Origin of the sequence: uncultured Alistipes sp. (assembly GCF_963931675.1) — a bacterium.
Taxonomy (GTDB): domain Bacteria; phylum Bacteroidota; class Bacteroidia; order Bacteroidales; family Rikenellaceae; genus Alistipes.
The window spans coordinates 244,540-264,045 of the sequence record NZ_OZ007039.1; the positions used below are offsets into that span (position 1 = coordinate 244,540).

At 62.4% G+C, this 19,506-nt stretch carries 14 protein-coding genes and 1 pseudogene; 4 read left to right on the top strand and 11 right to left on the bottom strand.

Features of this window, described 5'->3' with window-relative positions:
- Positions 1 to 7: 7 nt before the first annotated feature.
- The 4 genes from ABGT65_RS01105 to cysS all read right to left on the bottom strand — a co-directional run bounded on the left by ABGT65_RS01105 (position 8) and on the right by cysS (position 4,259).
- Complete coding sequence (locus ABGT65_RS01105; RefSeq protein ID WP_346699377.1) at positions 8 to 649, bottom strand: cytidylate kinase-like family protein; 642 nt, start codon at positions 647 to 649, stop codon at positions 8 to 10.
- Positions 650 to 652: 3 nt separating this feature from the next.
- Entirely contained in the window at positions 653 to 2,053 is a 1,401-nt protein-coding gene (locus ABGT65_RS01110; protein ID WP_346699378.1) for an MATE family efflux transporter, read from the bottom strand.
- A gap of 164 nt (positions 2,054 to 2,217) precedes the next feature.
- Positions 2,218 to 2,769, bottom strand: coding sequence for a hypothetical protein (locus tag ABGT65_RS01115; RefSeq protein WP_346699379.1), 552 nt, complete (start codon positions 2,767 to 2,769; stop codon positions 2,218 to 2,220).
- 14 nt (positions 2,770 to 2,783) lie between these two features.
- On the bottom strand, positions 2,784 to 4,259 hold the full coding sequence (gene cysS / locus ABGT65_RS01120) for a cysteine--tRNA ligase (protein ID WP_346699380.1): 1,476 nt from the start codon (positions 4,257 to 4,259) through the stop codon (positions 2,784 to 2,786).
- 92 nt (positions 4,260 to 4,351) lie between these two features.
- Between cysS and ABGT65_RS01125 the strand changes: the two are divergent.
- Together ABGT65_RS01125 and ABGT65_RS01130 are read left to right on the top strand one after the other, a co-directional pair.
- A pseudogene (locus tag ABGT65_RS01125) lies at positions 4,352 to 5,464 on the top strand (DEAD/DEAH box helicase); the annotation flags it as partial.
- A gap of 1,079 nt (positions 5,465 to 6,543) precedes the next feature.
- Entirely contained in the window at positions 6,544 to 9,768 is a 3,225-nt protein-coding gene (locus ABGT65_RS01130; protein WP_346699381.1) for a DUF2723 domain-containing protein, read from the top strand.
- A gap of 173 nt (positions 9,769 to 9,941) precedes the next feature.
- Here the strand turns inward: ABGT65_RS01130 and ABGT65_RS01135 are convergent, their stop codons facing one another.
- Positions 9,942 to 11,621 carry an AMP-binding protein gene (locus ABGT65_RS01135; protein WP_346699382.1) on the bottom strand — a complete coding sequence of 560 codons (1,680 nt, stop codon included), beginning with the start codon at positions 11,619 to 11,621 and terminating at the stop codon, positions 9,942 to 9,944.
- A gap of 97 nt (positions 11,622 to 11,718) precedes the next feature.
- Between ABGT65_RS01135 and queG the strand changes: the two genes are divergently transcribed.
- A complete protein-coding gene (queG, locus tag ABGT65_RS01140) occupies positions 11,719 to 12,690 on the top strand; it encodes a tRNA epoxyqueuosine(34) reductase QueG (RefSeq protein WP_346699383.1) in 972 nt (323 codons plus the stop codon).
- A gap of 77 nt (positions 12,691 to 12,767) precedes the next feature.
- On the opposite strand, the gene ABGT65_RS01145 is transcribed toward queG, so the two are convergent.
- From ABGT65_RS01145 to ABGT65_RS01160, 4 genes are all read right to left on the bottom strand, one after another.
- The gene (locus ABGT65_RS01145) at positions 12,768 to 14,909 is read right to left on the bottom strand and encodes a fimbrillin family protein (RefSeq protein ID WP_346699384.1); all 2,142 of its coding nucleotides are present in this window, start codon (positions 14,907 to 14,909) and stop codon (positions 12,768 to 12,770) included.
- Positions 14,906 to 15,028: a hypothetical protein gene (locus tag ABGT65_RS01150; protein WP_346699385.1), complete on the bottom strand. Its 123-nt coding sequence runs from the start codon at positions 15,026 to 15,028 to the stop codon at positions 14,906 to 14,908. The genes ABGT65_RS01145 and ABGT65_RS01150 overlap by 4 nt, the downstream gene beginning before the upstream one ends.
- Positions 15,029 to 15,163: 135 nt before the next feature.
- On the bottom strand, positions 15,164 to 16,102 hold the full coding sequence (locus ABGT65_RS01155) for a tetratricopeptide repeat protein (protein ID WP_346699386.1): 939 nt from the start codon (positions 16,100 to 16,102) through the stop codon (positions 15,164 to 15,166).
- 97 nt (positions 16,103 to 16,199) lie between these two features.
- Positions 16,200 to 16,646 (bottom strand): nucleoside deaminase, encoded by a 447-nt coding sequence (locus ABGT65_RS01160; protein ID WP_346699387.1) that lies wholly within the window; start codon positions 16,644 to 16,646, stop codon positions 16,200 to 16,202.
- 192 nt (positions 16,647 to 16,838) lie between these two features.
- On the opposite strand from ABGT65_RS01160, the gene aspS reads away from it, so the two are divergent.
- Positions 16,839 to 18,596 (top strand): aspartate--tRNA ligase, encoded by a 1,758-nt coding sequence (aspS, locus tag ABGT65_RS01165; protein WP_346699388.1) that lies wholly within the window; start codon positions 16,839 to 16,841, stop codon positions 18,594 to 18,596.
- Between the two features lie 82 nt (positions 18,597 to 18,678).
- Here aspS and ABGT65_RS01170 read toward each other — a convergent pair whose 3' ends face one another.
- Together ABGT65_RS01170 and ABGT65_RS01175 are read right to left on the bottom strand one after the other, a co-directional pair.
- A complete protein-coding gene (locus ABGT65_RS01170; RefSeq protein WP_346699389.1) occupies positions 18,679 to 19,062 on the bottom strand; it encodes a DUF2752 domain-containing protein in 384 nt (127 codons plus the stop codon).
- Entirely contained in the window at positions 19,063 to 19,404 is a 342-nt protein-coding gene (locus ABGT65_RS01175) for a CD225/dispanin family protein (RefSeq protein WP_346699390.1), read from the bottom strand. It lies immediately after the preceding gene.
- Between the last annotated feature and the right edge of the window lie 102 nt (positions 19,405 to 19,506).

A 19,506-nucleotide genomic window follows, 5' to 3' on the forward strand; every position in this document is an offset into this window, starting at 1 on the left:
TTCCCGTCTAAAATTGCTCGTGGAGTTTCCGTGCGGCGAACTCCAGGATGAAATCCGCCGTGCCCTCGTCGCCCAGCACCGAAGAGTTCACGCACAGGTGGTAGGTCGCCGCCTCGCCCCAGGTCCGCGAACTGTAATAGTTGTAGTACGAAGCCCGCTGTTCGTCCGTACGCTCCATCAGGGCCCGGGCCTCCGCCTCGGTACAGTGCAGCCGCCCGCAGAGACGTGTACAGCGGTCCCCTTCGTCGGCCGTGATGAAGACGTTCACACACCGCGGATGCTCACGCAGGATGTAGTCCGCGCAGCGTCCCACGAAGATCGCCGATTCGTTCGCCGCGATGTTGCGGATCACGTCGCTCTGGATCCGGAACAGCGATTCGTTGGCCAGAATGTTGTTCGAATTGCCGCCTTCGTAGCCCGTGAACGGAGCCCGCAGGTAGCCGATCAACGTTGCAAATACCCCTTTGCGGCTCCGTTCGTCGGCCTGCTCGAAGCACTCCGCACAGAGACCGCTCTCGCGGGCTGCCAGGTTAATGAGCTCCTTGTCGTAGAGCTTGACACCCAGCCGCCGGGCGATGATCTCGCCGATGAGTTTGCCGCCGCTGCCCAACTGGCGGCCGATATTGATAACGAATTTTTCGCGTTCCATAGGTCATTGCGGGTTTTCGGCGGAAACGGCAGGCTTCATGGCCCGGAATTTCCGCAGTTGGTAAGTCAGCATGAAGAAGGCCACGATCGAGGCCAGGAGGTCCGACAGCGGCATCGAGCACCAGACGCCCCAGCTGCCGTCCCACGGCGTATAGGCATCGAAGATGTGCGGCAGGAAGATCAGGAACGGCATCAGGAACAGCAGCTGCCGCGACAGCGACAGGAAGATCGCCTTCGAGGCCATGCCGATACTCATGAAGAAGTTCGTGGCCACCATCTGGAAGCCGATGATCGGATAGCAGATGAAGGTGATACGCATTCCCTCGATCGAGAGCCGAATCAGCTCCTCGTCGGTGGTGAAAAGGCTTACGGCCAGGCGCGGGAACAGTTCGCCGATCAGGAATCCGGCCGTCGTGATGCACGTGGCGCCGATCATCGTCAACTTCAGGACCCGCAGCACCCGGTCGAACTGCCGTGCGCCATAGTTGTATCCGGCGATGGGCTGCATTCCCTGGTTGATACCCATGACGATCATCACGAAGAAGAAGCCGAGGCGGTTGACGATACCGTAGGCGCCGATCATCAGGTCGCCGCCGAACTCCTTCAGCCCCTTGTTGATCAGGATCACGATGAAGCACGCCGCAAGGTTCATCAAAAAGGGCGACATGCCGATGGCCAGGATGTCGCGGACGATCTTGCGCCGCAGGCGGTAGATGCCGCGCCGGAAATGGAGCAGCTCCCCGCGGTTCGAGAGGATGCGGAACTGCCATATCAGCGAGATGATCTGCGCCAGCACGGTAGCGATGGCCGCGCCGCGGATTCCCCAGTCGAACCAGAAGATGAAGATCGGGTCGAGGATGGCGTTGATGATCACCGTATTGATCGTGGCATACATCGACTTGCGGGGGTGTCCGGCCGCCCGCAGGATGGAGTTCAGGCCCAGGTAAAGATGGGTGATGACATTTCCCAGGAGAATGATGACCATGTACTCGCGGGCGTAGCCGATCGTAGCCTCGCTGGCCCCGAAGAAGTAGAGGATCGGGTCGAGGAACAGCAGGGCGAGGATCCCGAATCCGATACCGATGATGCAGTTGAGCACCACGACGTTGCCCAGGACGCGCTGGGCCGTTTCATAGTCCCGCTGCCCGAGGCGCATCGACACGAGGGTCGCGGCACCCACGCCGACCAGCGATCCGAACGCTGCGGCGAGGTTCATCAGCGGGAAGGTCAGCGCCAGACCCGAAATGGCCAGCGGGCCGACGCCATGGCCGATGAAGATACTGTCGACCATGTTGTAGAGCGAAGATGCCGTCATGGCGATGATCGCCGGCACGGCATACTGAATAAGCAACTTGCGGATTCGTTCGGTTCCGAGCTCCAAAGCCGCTACTTTGAGTTCCGCCATAAATTTTTTCTATTGTTCGCTTAGAGATTCCTCATTCACTTCTTTTTCCAGGCGTGACGTCCGGAGTGCGGTCCGGGTCTTCACGGCAAGACTCCTTGCAACCCCTGCCGCAACATCCTGCACCCATGCAACCCCTGCCGCAGCGTCCCGCGGCCTCGCAACCCCTACAGGGGCACCGCGCGGTCGAGTTTTTCAAACCAGGCGCGGTAGATCTCCGGATCGGTCGAGAGGCCCAGCTCCTCGGTCGTGAAGACCGAGGCCTCGCCCGAATACCATTGTCGTGAGACATAGACCGTCAACCGCACCTCGCTGGTGAGGTGTGCCGGCTGCACAAGGAAGCTCAGACGCCGGATCTCCCCGGCCATCGGCACGAGGGTCAGTTCTTCGGACGGCAGCACCTGCCGCGCCACAACGAGCCCCGAGGCCCGGTCGGCACTCTCGATCAGACAGCCTTCGGAGAGCAGCACCCCGAGCAGCAGGTCGTAGCACTCTTCGGCGTCAACCGGCATCCGGTGGCGGCAGAGGGTGTCCAGCTGCCGGGCATCGGGCATTCCTTCGGTGACCGACGTCCGCTTGCGGCTCTGCAGATAGACATTCGACGAGCAGCCCGCAAAGAGCATCGCGGCAACGACCGCCGTCATGCACACCGCCGTTATCCGGCAGACGCCCCGGGTGCTGGCCCCGGCCCTGTTTTTCGCGCTCCTTCTCTCTTCCATCCTCCGTTTTTTGGCTATTCGAGTTCCCAGTCCGAGCCGTCCTTGCGGTCCTTGACACGGATTCCGGCGGCGGTCAGCCCGTCGCGGATGCGGTCCGAAGTAGCCCAGTCCTTCGCGGCCTTGGCGCCCTGACGGATGTCGAGCAGCATCTCCACGAGCGGCGTCACGTAGTCGCGTCCGGCAGCCGTTCCGGCGGCCTTTTCGTCGCGCAGGCCCAGGATGTCGAAGGCGTAGCGGTGCACGGTGGCTTTCAGCGCTTCGAGGTCTTCGGCCGTGATGGTCTCCTTTCCGTCGGAGAGCAGGTTGATCGTACGCACCCAGTCGAACAGCGCCGAGATGACCATCGGCGAGTTCAGGTCGTCGTCCATTGCCGTCCGGCAGCGCTCCTCCAGCTCCGCGGGCTGCACGGTCGATGCGGCCGCGGGCCTGATCTTGTCCAGCGTCTCGATACCCTTCATCAGGCGGTCGAGGCCCTTTTCGGCGGCCTGCAGCGCCTCGTTCGAGAAGTCGAGCGTCGAGCGGTAGTGGGCCTGCAGCACGAAGAAGCGGATCGTCATCGGCGAATAGGCCTGGGCCAGCAGGCGGTGGCTACCCGTAAAGAGCTCTTCAAGGGTGATGAAGTTCCCGAGCGACTTGCCCATCTTCTGGCCGTTGATCGTGATCATGTTGTTGTGCACCCAGTAGCGTGCCGAGTCGTGCCCCAGCGCCGCGGTCGACTGAGCGATCTCGCACTCATGGTGCGGGAACATGAGGTCCATGCCTCCGCCGTGGATGTCGAAACGCTCCCCGAGGTAGCGCGTCGACATGGCCGAGCACTCCATGTGCCAGCCGGGGAAGCCGTCGCTCCAGGGCGAGGGCCACCGCATGATGTGCTCCGGCGAGGCCTTCTTCCACAACGCGAAGTCATACGAATGGCGCTTGTCGGACTGTCCGTCCAGTTCGCGCGTGTTGGTCACGATGTCGTCGAGGTTGCGGCCCGACAGACGTCCGTAGTTGTATTTTTCGTTGTACTTCTCGACGTCGAAGTAGACCGAGCCGTTCGACTCGTAGGCGAATCCCGCGTCGAGAATCCGCTTCACGAAGGCGATCTGCTCGATGATGTGTCCCGAGGCGCAGGGTTCGATCGAGGGCGACTCGACGTTCAGCGCATCCATCGCGCGGTGGTAGCGCTCCGTATAGTAGTGGGCCACCTCCATGGGTTCCAGCTGTTCGAGGCGGGCCTTCTTGGCGATCTTGTCCTCGCCCTCGTCGGCATCGTGTTCGAGGTGCCCCACGTCGGTGACGTTGCGCACGTAACGGACCTTGTACCCCGAAGCCTTGAGGTAGCGGAACAGCAGGTCGAAGGTTACGGCCGGACGGGCATGGCCCAGATGCGGGTCCCCGTAGACCGTCGGTCCGCAGACGTACATCCCGACCCGTCCCTCGACGAGCGGCTCGAACTCCTCCTTGCGGCGGGTGAGCGTATTGTAAATCACAAGTTTGGATTCCATAATTTCCTCCGTTTATCGTCGTTTTGAACGGGTAAAGATACGAATTTTATGCGTTATCCCGAAAAATTATCGTACCTTTGCCCTGATTTATGATAAATTTTCAGGATTTAGGACTCTCCGCGCCGCTGTTGCGCGCCATCGAAGAGAAGGGTTACGAAAACCCCACCCCCATTCAGGAACAAGCCATTCCGCCCGTACTCCGGGGCCGCGACCTGCAGGGCTGCGCCCAAACCGGTACGGGCAAGACCGCAGCCTTCACGCTGCCGATCCTCCAGCTGCTCGCCGCAGAGCCGCCCGTGCGGGGCCGGCGCGAGATCCGGGCGCTGGTCCTCACGCCGACGCGCGAACTGGCCATCCAGATCGACGAGTGCTGCCGCGACTACGCCCGCTATATGCCGATCCGCCACTGCGTGATCTTCGGAGGCGTGAACCAGCGCCCGCAGGTCGAGGCGCTCCAGCAGGGCGTCGACCTGCTCGTCGCCACGCCCGGACGCCTGCTCGACCTCATCGGCCAGGGCTACATCTCGCTCACGCACCTGCGCTTTTTCGTCCTCGACGAGGCCGACCGGATGCTCGACATGGGCTTCATCCACGACATCCGGCGCATCCTCCCGCTGCTGCCCGAACGGCGGCAGACGCTCTTCTTCTCGGCCACGATGCCCGCGGAGATCGCCGCACTGGCGGCCCGGATCCTCCACGACCCGGAGCTGGTGTCCGTGACGCCCCCGGCATCGGTCGTCGAAACCATTGCCCAGCGGGTGCACTTCGCCGAGAAGAGCGAGAAAAGCGCCCTGCTGATCGACCTGCTCCGCCATTCGGAGGCGCGTCAGGTGCTGGTCTTCACCCGCACGAAACACGGCGCCGACCGGCTCGCCCGCATCCTCAACAAAACCGGGATCGAGGCGGCGGCCCTCCACGGCAACAAGTCGCAGAACGCCCGCGTGAGGGCGATGAACGATTTCAAGTCGGGGGCGTGCCGCGTACTGATCGCCACGGACATCGCGGCCCGCGGCATCGATATTGACCAGCTGCCGTTAGTGATCAACTACGAGCTTCCGGAGGTGGCCGAGACCTACGTCCACCGCATCGGCCGCACGGGACGCGCCGGACGTGACGGTGCGGCGTGGTCGTTCTGCTCGGAGGCCGAGTTGGAGTACCTGCTCGACATCCAGCGGCTGACGGGTTTGACGATTCCCGTCGAGGGGGAGGTTCCGGAGTATGCCGCCCGGGCGCTGGCCGAAGCCGAGCGGAAGCAGGCCGCAAAAGCGGGTCGGCGATCCGCCCCGCACTCTGCGCCGAAAGCGGCCCCAGCCCCGAAGAGGAAAGAGAAGGAGGCACGCCCCGCCGCAAAACCTGCCGGGGCCCCCGCAATCTCTCCACAGGCAGAGGCCCAGGAAAAGGCCGAAAAGGAGGAACCGGGGGAAAAGACGGGGAAGACCCCCCAACCGCAACCTTCCGAGCATCTCGAAAAGCCCGAAAAGAGGGAATCTTCCGAAATTTCCACAGCGGAAAACGCTCCGAAAAAGCGCCGCCGGAGGCGTCACCGCGGACAAGAGGCGGAGAACGGAGCGGGACACGGGCCGGAGGAAGCCGGTGCCGAAAGGGCCGAACCTGCAGCGATGGAATCGTCCGCCGCAACGGCCGAAACCTCCGGGACGAAACCCGCAGCCGGAGTTTCGCGGCCTTCGCACGCTGCGACCAAACCTGCCGAACCCACCGGATCGAGATCCGGGGCCGCACCGGAAGCCGCGGCCGGATCACAGCCCGCATCCGCCACCTCCGCCGCATCCACCCCGGAATCCGGCGACAACCCCCGGAAGAGACGTCGGAAAAAGAGTGCGCCGACGGCAGATTCCACCGTCGGGAGCGCCCCGGCATCCCCCGCCGCCGAAAAGGCCCCGAAAACGGCCGCGCGACAGAAACCGGCAGAATCGGCCCCGGAAAAACAACCGTCGGCACGCCCCGGGACCAAACGCAACACGCCGAATCCGTCGGTACGCCCCGAAAAAGCCCGGACACGCAGCACGCCCCGCCCCAACGAGGAGGAGGAAGAGCCGAAAACCGGGATCGAACGCGCCCGGGAACGGCAGATGCCCGACCATGAAAACGAACAAATGGAGGCACAAAAACGCAATCCACACACGAACGATTGGAAAAACCGCGTTAAATCATTACTTTTGCGATCATTCCGGAAATAGACGGGGGGGGGTGAGCGGAAAAGAGCCCGCACGGTTCCCGACCCGTCCCTTCCCGAAACAGTAATAGTATTTAGGAACAGAACGACATGCATCTTTTCAAACGCTGGAACAACCTCGTCGGATGGGGCGTCTTCGCCATTGCGGCCGTCGTCTACCTGATGACCATGGAACCCGTGTCGAGTCTCTGGGACTGCTCGGAGTTCATCGCCACCTCCTACAAACTCGAAGTCGGACACCCGCCCGGAGCCCCGCTCTTCATGATGCTGGCCCGCCTGGCCACGCTCTTCGCCTTCGGGAACCCCGACTACGTGGGCATGGCCGTCAACGCCATGAACTCCCTGGCCAGCGCCTTCTGCATCCTCTTCCTCTTCTGGACGATCACCCACCTGGCCCGCCGCCTCGCCACACGCAACGGCGCCGAACTCACCACCCCGGGGATCGTCGCCATCCTCGGCGCCGGGGCCGTCGGAGCCCTGGCCTACACCTTCACCGACACCTTCTGGTTCTCGGCCATCGAAGGCGAGGTCTACGCCCTCTCGTCGATGTTCACGGCGCTGGTCGTCTGGCTCATGCTCAAGTGGGAGGAGCAGGCCGACCAGCCCCACGCCTCGCGCTGGATCGTACTGATCGCCTACCTCATGGGACTCTCCATCGGCGTGCATATCCTCAACCTGCTGTGTATCCCCGCGCTGGTCTTCATCTACTACTTCCGCAAGAGTGACCGCGTCACCTGGAAGGGCATCGTCGGAACCACGCTCCTCGCCGGAGCGCTGATCGTCTTCCTGAACAACATCATCATCCCCTACACCGTCTGGTTCGGGGCCCAGGTCGACACGCTCTTCGTCAATACCTTCGGGCTGCCCGTCAACTCCGGAATGGCGGTCTTCGCCCTGGCGCTGATCCTCGGTCTGGGCTGGGCCGCGTGGAAAGCCCACCAAAAGGGCCGCGTGGTGCTGAACCTCTTCCTGGTCTCGACCACGATGGTGCTCGTCGGCTTCTCGTCCTACGCCTCGATGACCATCCGCGCCGCGGTCAACCCGCCGATGAACTCCAACAACCCGAACAACCCCCACGCCCTGCTGTCGGTGCTCAACCGCGACCAGTACGGCAGCCGCCCGCTCGTCTACGGCGCCCAGTACTCGGCTCCGCCCGAGGGCGTCGAGGAGAAACACGTCTGGTACCTCGACGAGGACGGCAAGTACAAACGGACCTCCGTACTGACGGGTTACACCCACGCCCCGGAGTTCATGACCCTCTTCCCGCGGATGTGGAACTACGCCAAGGGCGAGAAGGAGTACAAGCAGTGGGCCGCCTACCGCACGAAAACCGAGACGCTGCGTGACGAAAACGGCGAGATCCAACGCGACGCCCAGGGCCGCCCGCAGCGCGGCGAGGTGCTCGACTACGGCCGCAAGCACGTCTATACAGACCCCTACGGCGATACGCGGACCATCGTGGAGCCGACCTTCGGCGAAAACCTCCACTTCTTCTTCAACTACCAGCTCTCGTACATGTACTGGCGCTATTTCCTGTGGAATTTCGTCGGACGCCAGAGCGACATCCAGCCCTCGCGCACGACCATCACCGACGGAAACTGGCTCTCGGGAATCGACTGGATCGACGAGATGTACCTCGGACCGCAGGACAACCTGCCGCGCGAAATCGCCGAAAACAAGGGCCGCAACACCTACTATTTCCTGCCCTTCCTGCTGGGGCTGATCGGTCTGATCTACCAGTTGAACCGCGATCCGCGCAACTTCTCGATCGTCATGTGGCTCTTTATCATGATGGGCGTGGCGCTGGTCTTCTACTTCAACACCTCGCCCGGCGAACCCCGTGAACGCGACTACGTATATGCCGGATCGTTCTACGCCTTCTCGATCTGGATCGGATTTGGGGTGCTGGCCCTGCGCGACCTCTTCGAGAAGTGCACCAAACGCCGCAGCGCAGTCCCGGCAGCGGCCGCCATACTCGTGTCGCTGAGTGTCCCGGGAATCCTCGCGGCCCAAAACTGGGACGACCACGACCGTTCGCGCCGCACCATGGCCCGCGACATCGGCTGGAACTACCTCCAGTCGACACTGCCCAACTCGATCATCCTCAACTACGGAGACAACGACACCTTCCCGCTGTGGAACAACCAGGAGGTCTACGGCGTGCGGCCCGACGTGCGGATCATGAACACGTCGTACCTCGGGGGCGAATGGTACATCGACGAGATGAAGACCCGGGCCAACGAGGCGGCCGGCGTACCCTTCTCGCTGCCCAAGCACAAGTATACCTACAACAACGACATGATCTACGTCACGAACAGCATCGACCGTGCGGTGGATATCCGCGAGGTGATCGACTTTGTGCGCAGCGACGACCCCCGGAGCCAGATCAAGCTCTCGGACGGTACCATGGCCGACTACATCCCCACGAAGCGCATCGCCCTGCCCGTGAACAGGGAGAATGCCATCGCCTCGGGGATCGTGGCCGAGAAGGACCGCGACAAGATGGTCGATACGGTGTATATCAACATCAAGCGCAATTCGCTGGACAAGAACCAGCTGATGATCCTCGACATGCTGGCCAACTTCGACTGGAAGCGTCCGATCTACCTCACGCAGGTCTACATCATGCAGGATCTCGGGCTGATGGACTACCTCCAGTTCGACGGCTATGCCTACCGTTTCGTGCCGATCCTCACGCCGGTGCAGAACCCCTACGAGATCGGGCGCATCGACGCCGATTACGCCGCGCCACTGCTCAAGGAGACCTTCCGCTACGGAAACCTCAACGATCCACGGGTTTACGTCGATTACTTCATCCAGTACAACCTCTCGGCCTCGCACGCCCGCGACTCGTTCGCCCGGGTTGCCAAGGAGTTGCTGCGCGAGAACCGCGTCGACGAAGCCGTCGAACTGCTCGACCTCGGGCTCGAAAGACTCCCGACGTCGCAGATCCGCTTCACCGACTCGAACACCTATCCCTTCCTCGAAGCCTACTACGCCGCCTCGGCCATGGGCGCCGAAGGGGCTGCCGAAAAGGGCGACGCCCTGTTGCGGGAATATGCCCACACGCTGATCGAGTACATCGAATACTACCTGCGTTTCGACGGCGCCCAGGGCGACATGGTTTCGGATCTGATCGACGAAAAGCTCGACCAGCTGGGCGATGTCTACTACCTGGCCAGCTATGCCGGGCGCCGCGACGTGGTGGCCGAGCTGAACGACTACTACCGGACACTGGGTGTCTCCGAAGAGAACCTCATCGACGTGGGCGATACCCCGACGGCCGATTCGGTCGGGTTGCAGGCGGCGGAATAACACGCCGCCGAAAGGCGGGAAAGCCCCCGGTCAGCCCGGATCAGCATCCTCCAAAGACAGGAAAACCGCTCCGATGATTCGGAGCGGTTTTCCTGTCCTTATTGTCCCCGCAAAGAGCTTTTTGTCGGACCGGAAAATCCGGCCTGCCCGGCAGACCCGGGACTCAAGCCCCGTCACGACTTCTCTACCGCAGAGCCGCCCTTGGGGCTCTCCTTCGGTGTCGGCGTATTCTTGTTATTATAGAGGAAACGCTTGATCTTCTGCGTCGGGGTCTTCTCGAACTCCTCCTTCTCCTCCACCACTTCGGAGATCCGCGAGAAGCGGTTCACCTTCGCATTCACGAAATCCATGATCTCCTTCTTCAACTGCTCGGTCTTCGCCTCCCAGGCCTCCTTCTTCGTCGCCCACTCCTCGCGCCAGTCGTCGATCATCGACTCGATCTCGTCGCGGTTGAAGTGCACGAGCGCCACCAGACGCCCCTCCTGTTCCGTGACGATCGAATCCGCAATGCAGACGTGCGAATTCAGCACGCTCTCGATGTCCTCCGGATAGATGTTCTCGCCCCCCGGGCCCACGATCATGTTCTTCAGACGCCCCTTGATGTAGAGCCAGCCGTCCTTGTCAAACTCCCCGAGGTCGCCCGTGCGGAACCATCCGTCCGCCGTAAAGACCTCGGCCGTCGCTTCGGGATTCTTGTAATAACCTTGCATCACGCTCGGAGTCAGAGCCACGATCTCGCCCTGCCGCGTTTCGGGGTTCACGTTTTCAAGCCGCAGCTGCACACCCGGGGCCTGCGGGCCCGTGGATCCGAGGCGCACCTGCGAAGGCGCCGCTCCGGCCAGCAGCGGGGCCGTCTCCGTCAATCCGTAACCGATGGCATAGGGGACCTTCGCCTCCAACAGGAAGCGCTCGGCCCCGCCGTCAAGTTTCGAACCGCCGATGCCCAGGAACCGCAGCCGGCGGCCGAAGAGTTTCATCAGCTTCTTGCCCGCCACGCGGTGCAGGTAGCGGCGCAGGAACCCGATGCGGTAGAGCGCGCGCCAGAAACCGTTCGACTGGAACTTGGCCAGCACCTGGTGCCGGTAGATCTTCTCGATGACCAGCGGCACGATGAGCATCACCGTGGGACGCACGCTCCGCAGCGCCGGCATCAGCGCCGAAGCCGTGGGCGGACGGTCCAGGTAGACCACCCGCGCCCCCATCGAGAAGGGGTAGATCATGCCGATCGAGCACTCGTAGGTGTGCGACAGCGGCAGCACCGAAAGGAACGTATCCTCACCGTCGACCGGGAAGATGGCCGCCGAGATTTCGATCTGTTTGCAGAGGGCCTCGTGGGTCAGCATCACCCCCTTGGGTTTGGAGGTCGTACCCGAGGTGTAGATGATCACGGCCAGGTCGCCGGGCTGCGGAATCCCCGTAGCACCCGCCTCGCGGACATGCTGCGCGATGACTCCGAGGTTTTTCGTGCGCACCACGACGTTCAGCCGGTCGATGGTCCGCCGCGAGAGTTTCGTAAAGAGGCGGTCCGAAACGAGCAGCGCCTTGGCTTCCGAATGTTCGATGATCATGTCGAGCTCCTCGCCCGAGAAGTCCGGGAGAATCGGCACGGCAATCATCCCGGCCGACGTAATGGCCAGATAACAGACTCCCCAGTTGGGCATGTTGCTGCTCAGCAGGGCCACCTTGTCCCCGGGACGGAGCCCCGAGGTGGTCAGGATCTCCTGCACCCGGGCAATACGACGGCCCGCCTCGGCATAGGTCACATCCTCACCGTCGAACATCGAGTAGGCGATTCGGGACGCGAACTTCTCCACGCTGTTGCGGACCAGTTCGTAGAATGTATTTATAGTCATGACGTGTGTTCTTGTAATCCGTTATAATAACGCGATATCCGGTGCGAAATTACGAATTTCCGTCCAAAAAACACTATTTTTGACATAAATTATCAACATGATCGACCTTTCGTATACCAAAAGGCTGGCTGCAGGGATCGGATTCGACCTCTGCGGCCTCGCGCCGTGCCGGCACCTCCCCGAAGCCGAAACCCGTTTCCGCGAATGGATCGGGAAGGGGTATCAGTCGTCGCTGGAGTATCTGGAACGGAATGCGGAGAAACGGTTCGATCCCCGCAAACTGGTCGACGGGGCCCGCACGGCCGTGGTCTGCGCCGTGGGCTACAAGAACCGCGTGAGCGACGGCTATCCCGACGGGCATCGCACCAAGGTCGCCTCCTACGCCTGCGCCGAGGATTACCACACGGTGCTGCGGCGGATGCTCCGCCAGTTGCTCGACGCAATCCGGGAAGCGTGGCCCGAAGTCCGCGGCCGCGCCTTCGTCGATACGGCACCCCTGACCGAAAAACTCCTCGCCGTGGAGGCCGGGCTGGGGTGGATCGGACGGCAGTCGCTGCTCGTCACCCCGCAATTCGGGAGTTATGTCGTCCTGGGCGAGCTGATCCTTACCGAAGAGGCCGACCGTTACGATGAGCCGTTCGGCGGATCACGCTGCGGGAATTGCCGTGCCTGTGTGGAGAACTGCCCCACGGGAGCCGTCATGCCCGGACGCGGCATCGACACGGCACGCTGCATCTCCTGTCACACCGTGGAACGGAAACCCGACACGGAGATCGGCCTCGACGGCTGGATCTTCGGATGCGACGCCTGCCAGAGCTGCTGTCCCTGGAACCGCCGCGCCCCGCAACACCGGAACCGGGCTTTCGACCCGGTTTTCGATCCGCTGACGATGGATGCCGCCGCGTGGTACGGAATGGACGATGCACAGTTTGGCGAACGCTGCGGACGCACTCCCCTTACGCGCAGCGGCCTGGAACGCATCCGCGGCAACATCCGGGAACGTAGAGCAACCGACGGCTGGAAGAGCGGAGCGGATGCCGAAGAACGGCAGACGCCCTCTTTGCACTGACAAAGAAGGCGTTCGCCATATCGGAGAAGATCTGTCCGCGGTCCGGGGCTCCGTCACCGGCCGTACGCCGCAGAAGGTCAATCCCGCTGGCAACGGACCGGAAGCCCGAAACCCCGGGGATCGGCGTAGCATTCGTAGACCGTCGCCGAGGTCAACCCGAAGGTCCAGGCCCCGAACGAGTCGGAAGGCGCAGGCGAACTGGTCCAGTAATAACCCGACGGCGTGAAGAAAAAGGCCCCGTATTCATCGTAACGATAGCCCACACCGGGATAGTAGGTCGTCGAAGAGCCGTTGTAGATGAAGTTCCAACCCTGGACGAACGACCCCGACACCTCCGTCGTACCGCTCGATACCGACGCCGTGGCGCCCGTCTGCGTGAAGGCGCTGAAGACATAGGGATGCGGGACCTTCCAGCCCGGCGGGCATGGGTCGAACAGCGTCTTGGTCGTCTCCTGGCCCACGGTCGTGCCGTTCGGATTCCCCCACAGCGCATTGTTGCGGCAGGCCGCGGTCGTACCCTGCCCCCCGCCCCAATACCAGTCGTAGGAGGAACTCCGGGTCGTGGCGATGAACGTATCGGGATGCGCCGTGGCATACCACGTGTTGCCCGTATAACCGACATACTGACCGGGCGATCCGGTCGTCTGGACCGCCGTCCGCTCCGAAAGGTAGTTGTAGGGGTTGCTGTCGGCATCGTAGACCACGTCGCCCCACGGAAAGGGATCCTTGCGGCCCCACTGGAAAAGCGACGCCCGGAACGACCGCGCATAAGGTCCGTCCTCCTTGTAGATAGCCCCCAGGTTGCGGTCCATCATCTGCGCCGAACCCGCCCCGTAGGCCGTTTCGTAGGCCGGATACATCGTATAGACCTCGGCTGCCGCCTGCAGCTCCTCGTTGGTCTGGTCCGTAACCCAGATATGCCAGCTCCACAACGCCTCGTCGGACGAAGCGTCGGCATAGAGCCCGATTACGGCATTTCCGCCCAGTTCGGTGGGGCGCTCGGTCAGCGCAAAGGTGATCTTCCCGTCGGCATAGGTGATGCTCCCCGGCTCGATCAGCCACGGCTGGCTCTGCCACAGCAGTTTCGCATACCCTCCGCCCGTAATCCTGGCCGAAAGCGTGCGCCCCTCGTAGCGCTGCACCGCCTGCCGGAGACTGTCCGGGATGACGCCGTTCCCGGCCACCGTGGCATCGAACGAATAGCTCTGCGAGGGCGTCGAAACCACATAGCAGTTCGCCGTCTCGCCCGACGACGAGAGTTCGACCGTGGGACCTGCGGCCGTTCCCGTCGCAACCTCGTGCGTGATGACCGGCATCTGGGCCGGTGAAATCACGATCCCCGGCATCGACCACGTTGACGTATAGCCGTCCGTCGTGCTCACCACGACGTAGACCACACCGCCGCCCTGCGAATAGTCCGCCGGATTGACCGTCAGGTAGGCCTTCACGGGCTCCGTCCCGAGCGTCGGAGGCTCCGAAAAGGTCACCCCGCAATAGTTGATCTGCGCCGCTCCGCCCGCATAGGAGGCCGTCGCGGGGCTCGACGACGTCAGGTCGAACGAAAAACGGCCCGTCATGTTCGCCGTCCCGGAGACCGTGCCCGACAAGGAGACCGTCGCGGCATCCGTCCCGAAGAGCATCACCGACCCGACACGCTTCCCGGCCATCGTTCCCGAACCCGTGAGGTCGACCTCCACCACCGCAAAGGCGTGGCTGAAGGTCAGCGGCCCGAAATCGCCCGTGGTGCTCGTCACGGCGCCGGCCACCAGGAAGTCGTTGGTTCCCAGGTGGGAGGAGTCGCCCGACGAGGATTGCGTCTGTTGCGTGGCGAGCGTGAAAGAGACGCTCGACGCACTCGACGCCCCGGTCTCCGAGTAGGGGTAATAGGCGTAGAGCGTATAGGAGGTAGCGCCTTCGGTCAGCGTAATCTCCCCGCTGAACGTCCCGCTGGAGGAGGCTTCCGTCCCCTCGAAGGTCAGCGGGGCGTTGGCGGTCGTGAAGGTACCGCCGCTCTCGACGTAGACCCCGATCCGGTCACCGGGGCTCCACTGCACGTTATAGCCGTCCGGTGCCAGTTGGGTACGGGTTTCCGAGGCCGCGGCCTCGATCCGGATCTGGCGTGTCACCATCCGCTGCGGGGCCGTATCCCCGGTCCGGTCCGTGGTGCAGGCACACGACAGCCCGCACACGACCACGGCAGCAATCAATCGTCCGATCATCCCCACTCCTCCCGGTCGAAACCTTCGATATCGCCATCCACCGAGGAGACGGCGAAGCCTCGTTCAAGGCAGATCTCCAGGACCTCGACTTCGGGGCTTATGTACGTTTGTTTTTCCATGATTCCAGTATATTAGAGAACCGGTATCAGGTTCGCACATATCGTACCAAAGTATCGTTCGACCGTTTCAGAGGGCACAAAAAACAGCCTCGGCGCAATGGCCGAGGCTGTTTTTCTCAGGCTGATCGGGACCGATTACTTCTGCAGTTCGGCAAGGGCAGTCTTGGCATTCTCGGCAGCCGGACCGGCCGTCACCTTCTGGAAGGCCTCAATGGCCTGCGGCTTCATCTCCTTGGCGTTGTAGGCTGCACCCAGCAGGTAGTACATGAGGCTCTTGTCCTCCTCGTCGACCTGAGCCTCGGCGGCAGCCTGGCCCAGTTCGATCACCTTGTCGTAGTCCTTCTTGCCGGAGTAGGCCTGCAGGCGCACGTTCTGGAAGAGGGCGCTCGCCGGGTTCTTGGCCAACTGGGCGTCGGCCATCGTGATGATACCGTCGAAATCACCGGCACCCTGCATCTCGGCCACCTTGTTGTTCGTGTAGAGGGCCATCATCTCCTTGGCCTTGGCTACGTCCTCGGCGTATTTCGGGTGGGTCTTGGCGGCAATGGCCTCGTAAATCTCCATACCCTTCTCGTACTCGCCCATCTCGCAGTAGCTCATCGCCAGGTTCAGCGCCATGCCCGTATTGTCGGGGTCGGCCTTGTAGCCCTTCTCGAAGATGCCCGCAGCGGTCTTGTAATCCTTGTTGTTGAAGGCATCGCCGCCCTGGATCTGGTAGATCTTGGCCACCCAGCCGTTCGACTTCGACATCTGCGTCATGTCGCCGTAGAGCTCGGCCAACTCGGCGGACTTCGAGAAGTTCTTCAGCGCCTCGTCGTAGTTCTGGCTCTTGATGGCCGCACCACCCAGATAGTAGTAGCATTTGGGGAGCGTAGCCTTGGCGGTTGCCACCTGCGAGGCCACCTCTTCGTTGTCGATACCCAGGTCGATCACCTGCTCGAACTTGGCTGCAGCACCGGCGAAATCCTTGGCGTTGAACGCTGCACCGGCTTCGTTGAAGATTGTCGTAACATCCTGAGCCGAAAGCGAGAGAGCAGCCATCAGCGCCACGGCCGAAACAAAAATCTTTTTCATGCTTTTCCTATTCTTTTTGTTGAGTTTGTGCGATCGTGCACCCCTTGCAGGGCACGTTGGGTACAAAAATACGAAAAAAAATCCACTTTTGCCAAATCTAATCCCGCAAACCCGCGAAAAAAGAGGTTATCAACGCCTCGCATTCCGCGGCGAGCACCCCCGACGTTACGGTCGTTTTCGGATGGAAAACCGTCCCGCTGTAACGGCGGTAGCCCTTCTTGGGGTCGTCGGCGCCCCACACCACGCGGCTCACCTGCGCCCAGCCGATCGCCCCGGCGCACATGATGCACGGCTCGACGGTGACGTACAACGTGCACTTCTGCAGATACTTGCCACCGAGCGTCGAGGCTGCGGCCGTCAGGGCCTGCATCTCGGCGTGGGCCGTCGGGTCGGAGAGCGTCTCCACGAGGTTGTGCCCCCGGCCGATCACCGCACCGTCGGCCACGACAACCGCCCCGATGGGCACCTCCTGTTGATCCAACGCTTTCCGGGCCTCGTTTAGTGCGAGGCGCATGAATTTTTCATCGATTTGCCGCTGTTCCATAACGATTTTTCGGCAAAAAACGCGATTTTTTCCCGGATTTCCAAATCCTCCGCCGCCCCGAACCGCCGCCGGCCCCCGCCGTAGCGCCCCGGCCCGCGAATTTTTCACCCGCCCCGCCGCCCGATCCGCAAAAGTTACGGAAAAAGTTATTAACTTTGCGGGTTGCCAAGGACAAACTAACTTACACACACCATGTACAGAACACATACTTGCGGGTGCCTGCGTGCCTGCAATGTCCACGAAACGGTCACCCTGGCCGGTTGGGTACAGAAAGTCCGCAACCTCGGGGCCATGACCTTCATCGACCTGCGCGACCGGTACGGCCTGACGCAGATCGTCGTCGAGGAGCACTCCCCGGCCGAAGCCCGCGAAACCGCTGCCCGCCTCGGCCGCGAATGGGTCATCCAGGTCGAGGGCGAGGTCGTCGAACGCCAGTCGAAGAACCCCAAGATGCCCACGGGCGACATCGAAGTCTCGGCCCGTCGCATTACGGTGCTCCACGAGGCCGAGGTCCCGCCCTTCACCATCGAGGAGGTTTCGGACGGCGGCGATGACCTGCGCATGAAGTACCGCTACCTCGACCTGCGGCGCCCGCCCCTGCAGCGCAACCTGATCCTGCGTCACAAAATGGCCCAGGAGATCCGCCGCTTCCTCTCCGATGAGGGCTTTCTGGAGATCGAGACCCCCTATCTGGTCAACTCCACGCCCGAGGGCGCGCGCGACTTCGTGGTCCCGAGCCGCATGTCCCCGAACCAGTTCTACGCCCTGCCGCAGTCGCCCCAGACCCTGAAGCAGCTGCTGATGGTCGCCGGATACGACAAGTATTTCCAGATCGTGCGCTGCTTCCGCGACGAGGACCTGCGCGCCGACCGCCAGCCGGAATTCACCCAGATCGACTGCGAGATGTCGTTCGTCGAGCAGGAGGACGTACTCGGAATCTTCGAGCGCTGGGCCAAGCATATGTTCAAGACCGTGCTGGGCATCGAGTTCCCCGAGCCGCTGCGCCGGATGCCGTGGATCGAGGCCATGGAGAAGTACGGCTCGGACAAACCCGACCTGCGTTTCGGCATGGAGTTTTCCGACCTGACCGACCTGGCCAAAGGGCACGGATTCCCGGTCTTCGACGACGCCGAATACATCACCGGTTTCGCCGCCCCGGGCTGCGCAACCTATACCCGCAAGCAGATCGACGCCCTCACGGAGTTCGTCAAGCGGCAGCAGATCGGCGCCAAGGGCCTCATCTGGATCCGCCTGGAGGCCGAAGGCGGCGTGAAGTCCTCCATCGACAAATTCTACGCGCCCGACGAGGTGCGCGCCATGGCCGAGCGCTGCGGCGCCAAGGCCGGCGACCTGGTTCTGGTCCTCTGCGGCAAGAAGTTCAAGGTCCTCACGCAGCTCTGCGCCCTGCGTCTCGAAGTGGCCCAGCAGCTCGGACTGCGCGACCCGAAGAAGTTCGCACCGCTGTGGGTCGTCGACTTCCCGCTCTTCGAGTGGGACGACGAGACGCAACGCTACTACGCCGTACACCACCCCTTCACCTCGCCCAAACCCGAGGACATCGCCTATCTCGACAGCGATCCGGGACGCGTACGGGCCAACGCCTACGACTTCGTCTGCAACGGCACGGAGATCGGCGGAGGTTCGATCCGTATCCACGACTCGAAACTCCAGGAGAAGATGTTCGAACTGTTAGGCTTCACACCCGACGAGGCGCAGGCCCGTTTCGGCTTCCTGATGAACGCCTTCAAGTACGGGGCACCCCCTCACGGAGGCCTGGCCTTCGGATTCGACCGGCTCTGCTCGCTGTTCGGCGGCTCGGAGTCGATCCGCGACTACATCGCCTTCCCGAAGAACAACGCCGGGCGCGACGTGATGCTCGACGCCCCGGGCTACATCGACCAGGCTCAGCTGGACGAGCTCTGCCTCGACCTGCGCAAACCCGAGGCATAACCCCTCTGCGGCCATTCGGCAGCAAGCAAAACGGTCCGGAATTCCGGACCGTTTTTTATCGGATCAGCCGCAGTTCTCGGATTCACGAATTCACCCCCGGAAGGTTGCGCACCACCCACCAGAGGGCGAACAGCACGCAATAGGCATAGGCCACCCAACGGTGCTGCACGATCGGCCGCAGACGCCCGGCCACCCGGCCGCGGTCGAGCGACGTCCAGGCCACGGCAAGGAAATAGGGAACCGAGACAACGAGAAACAGATTGAACTGCACCGCCTCCCCCAGACGTCCGTGCAGCAGGGCGTGCAGGGCACGCTGTCCGCCGCAGGCCGGGCACTCCCAGCCCGTCAGTGCATGGAACGGGCATTGCGGCAGCCAGGCGCTATGCGACGGATCGACCGCATAGTAAAGGGCCGCCATCCCCAGCAGCGCTATCGGGATGGCGAGCCAAAGCGACCTGCGTGTCAATCAAAGGTCGAAAAAGGGCAGCGAAACGGCCGCCGCGAAGACAAACACCAGAAGCAGGTAAGCCACCCAGCAGAAGGCCGCAACACCGACCGAAACCCAGGTCCACGTCCGGGCATTCCGGGCGGAACGCCGGGCCGCTTCATGATTGCCGGCAAACCAGTAGCTGTCGACCTGCGAAGCGTAGACAATGGCCACGATGCCGAAGGGCAGACAGCAAAGGATCGTGCTGATGATGGCCCAGGCCAGGAAATTGTCGGGTTTCACCTCCTGGGGCTGGGGCGCGGAGGCTGTCGAAGCGGAATTTGCAGACTCGGGAGTCGATTGGGGATCGAGAATTTCCATATGATCGAAACAATTTGGGATTGAACGGTTACAAAGATACGATTATTTTCGGAAAATTCCCTTTCCGGCACCGGCAAACCCGAGGAAGAGCGGTCTCCGGTC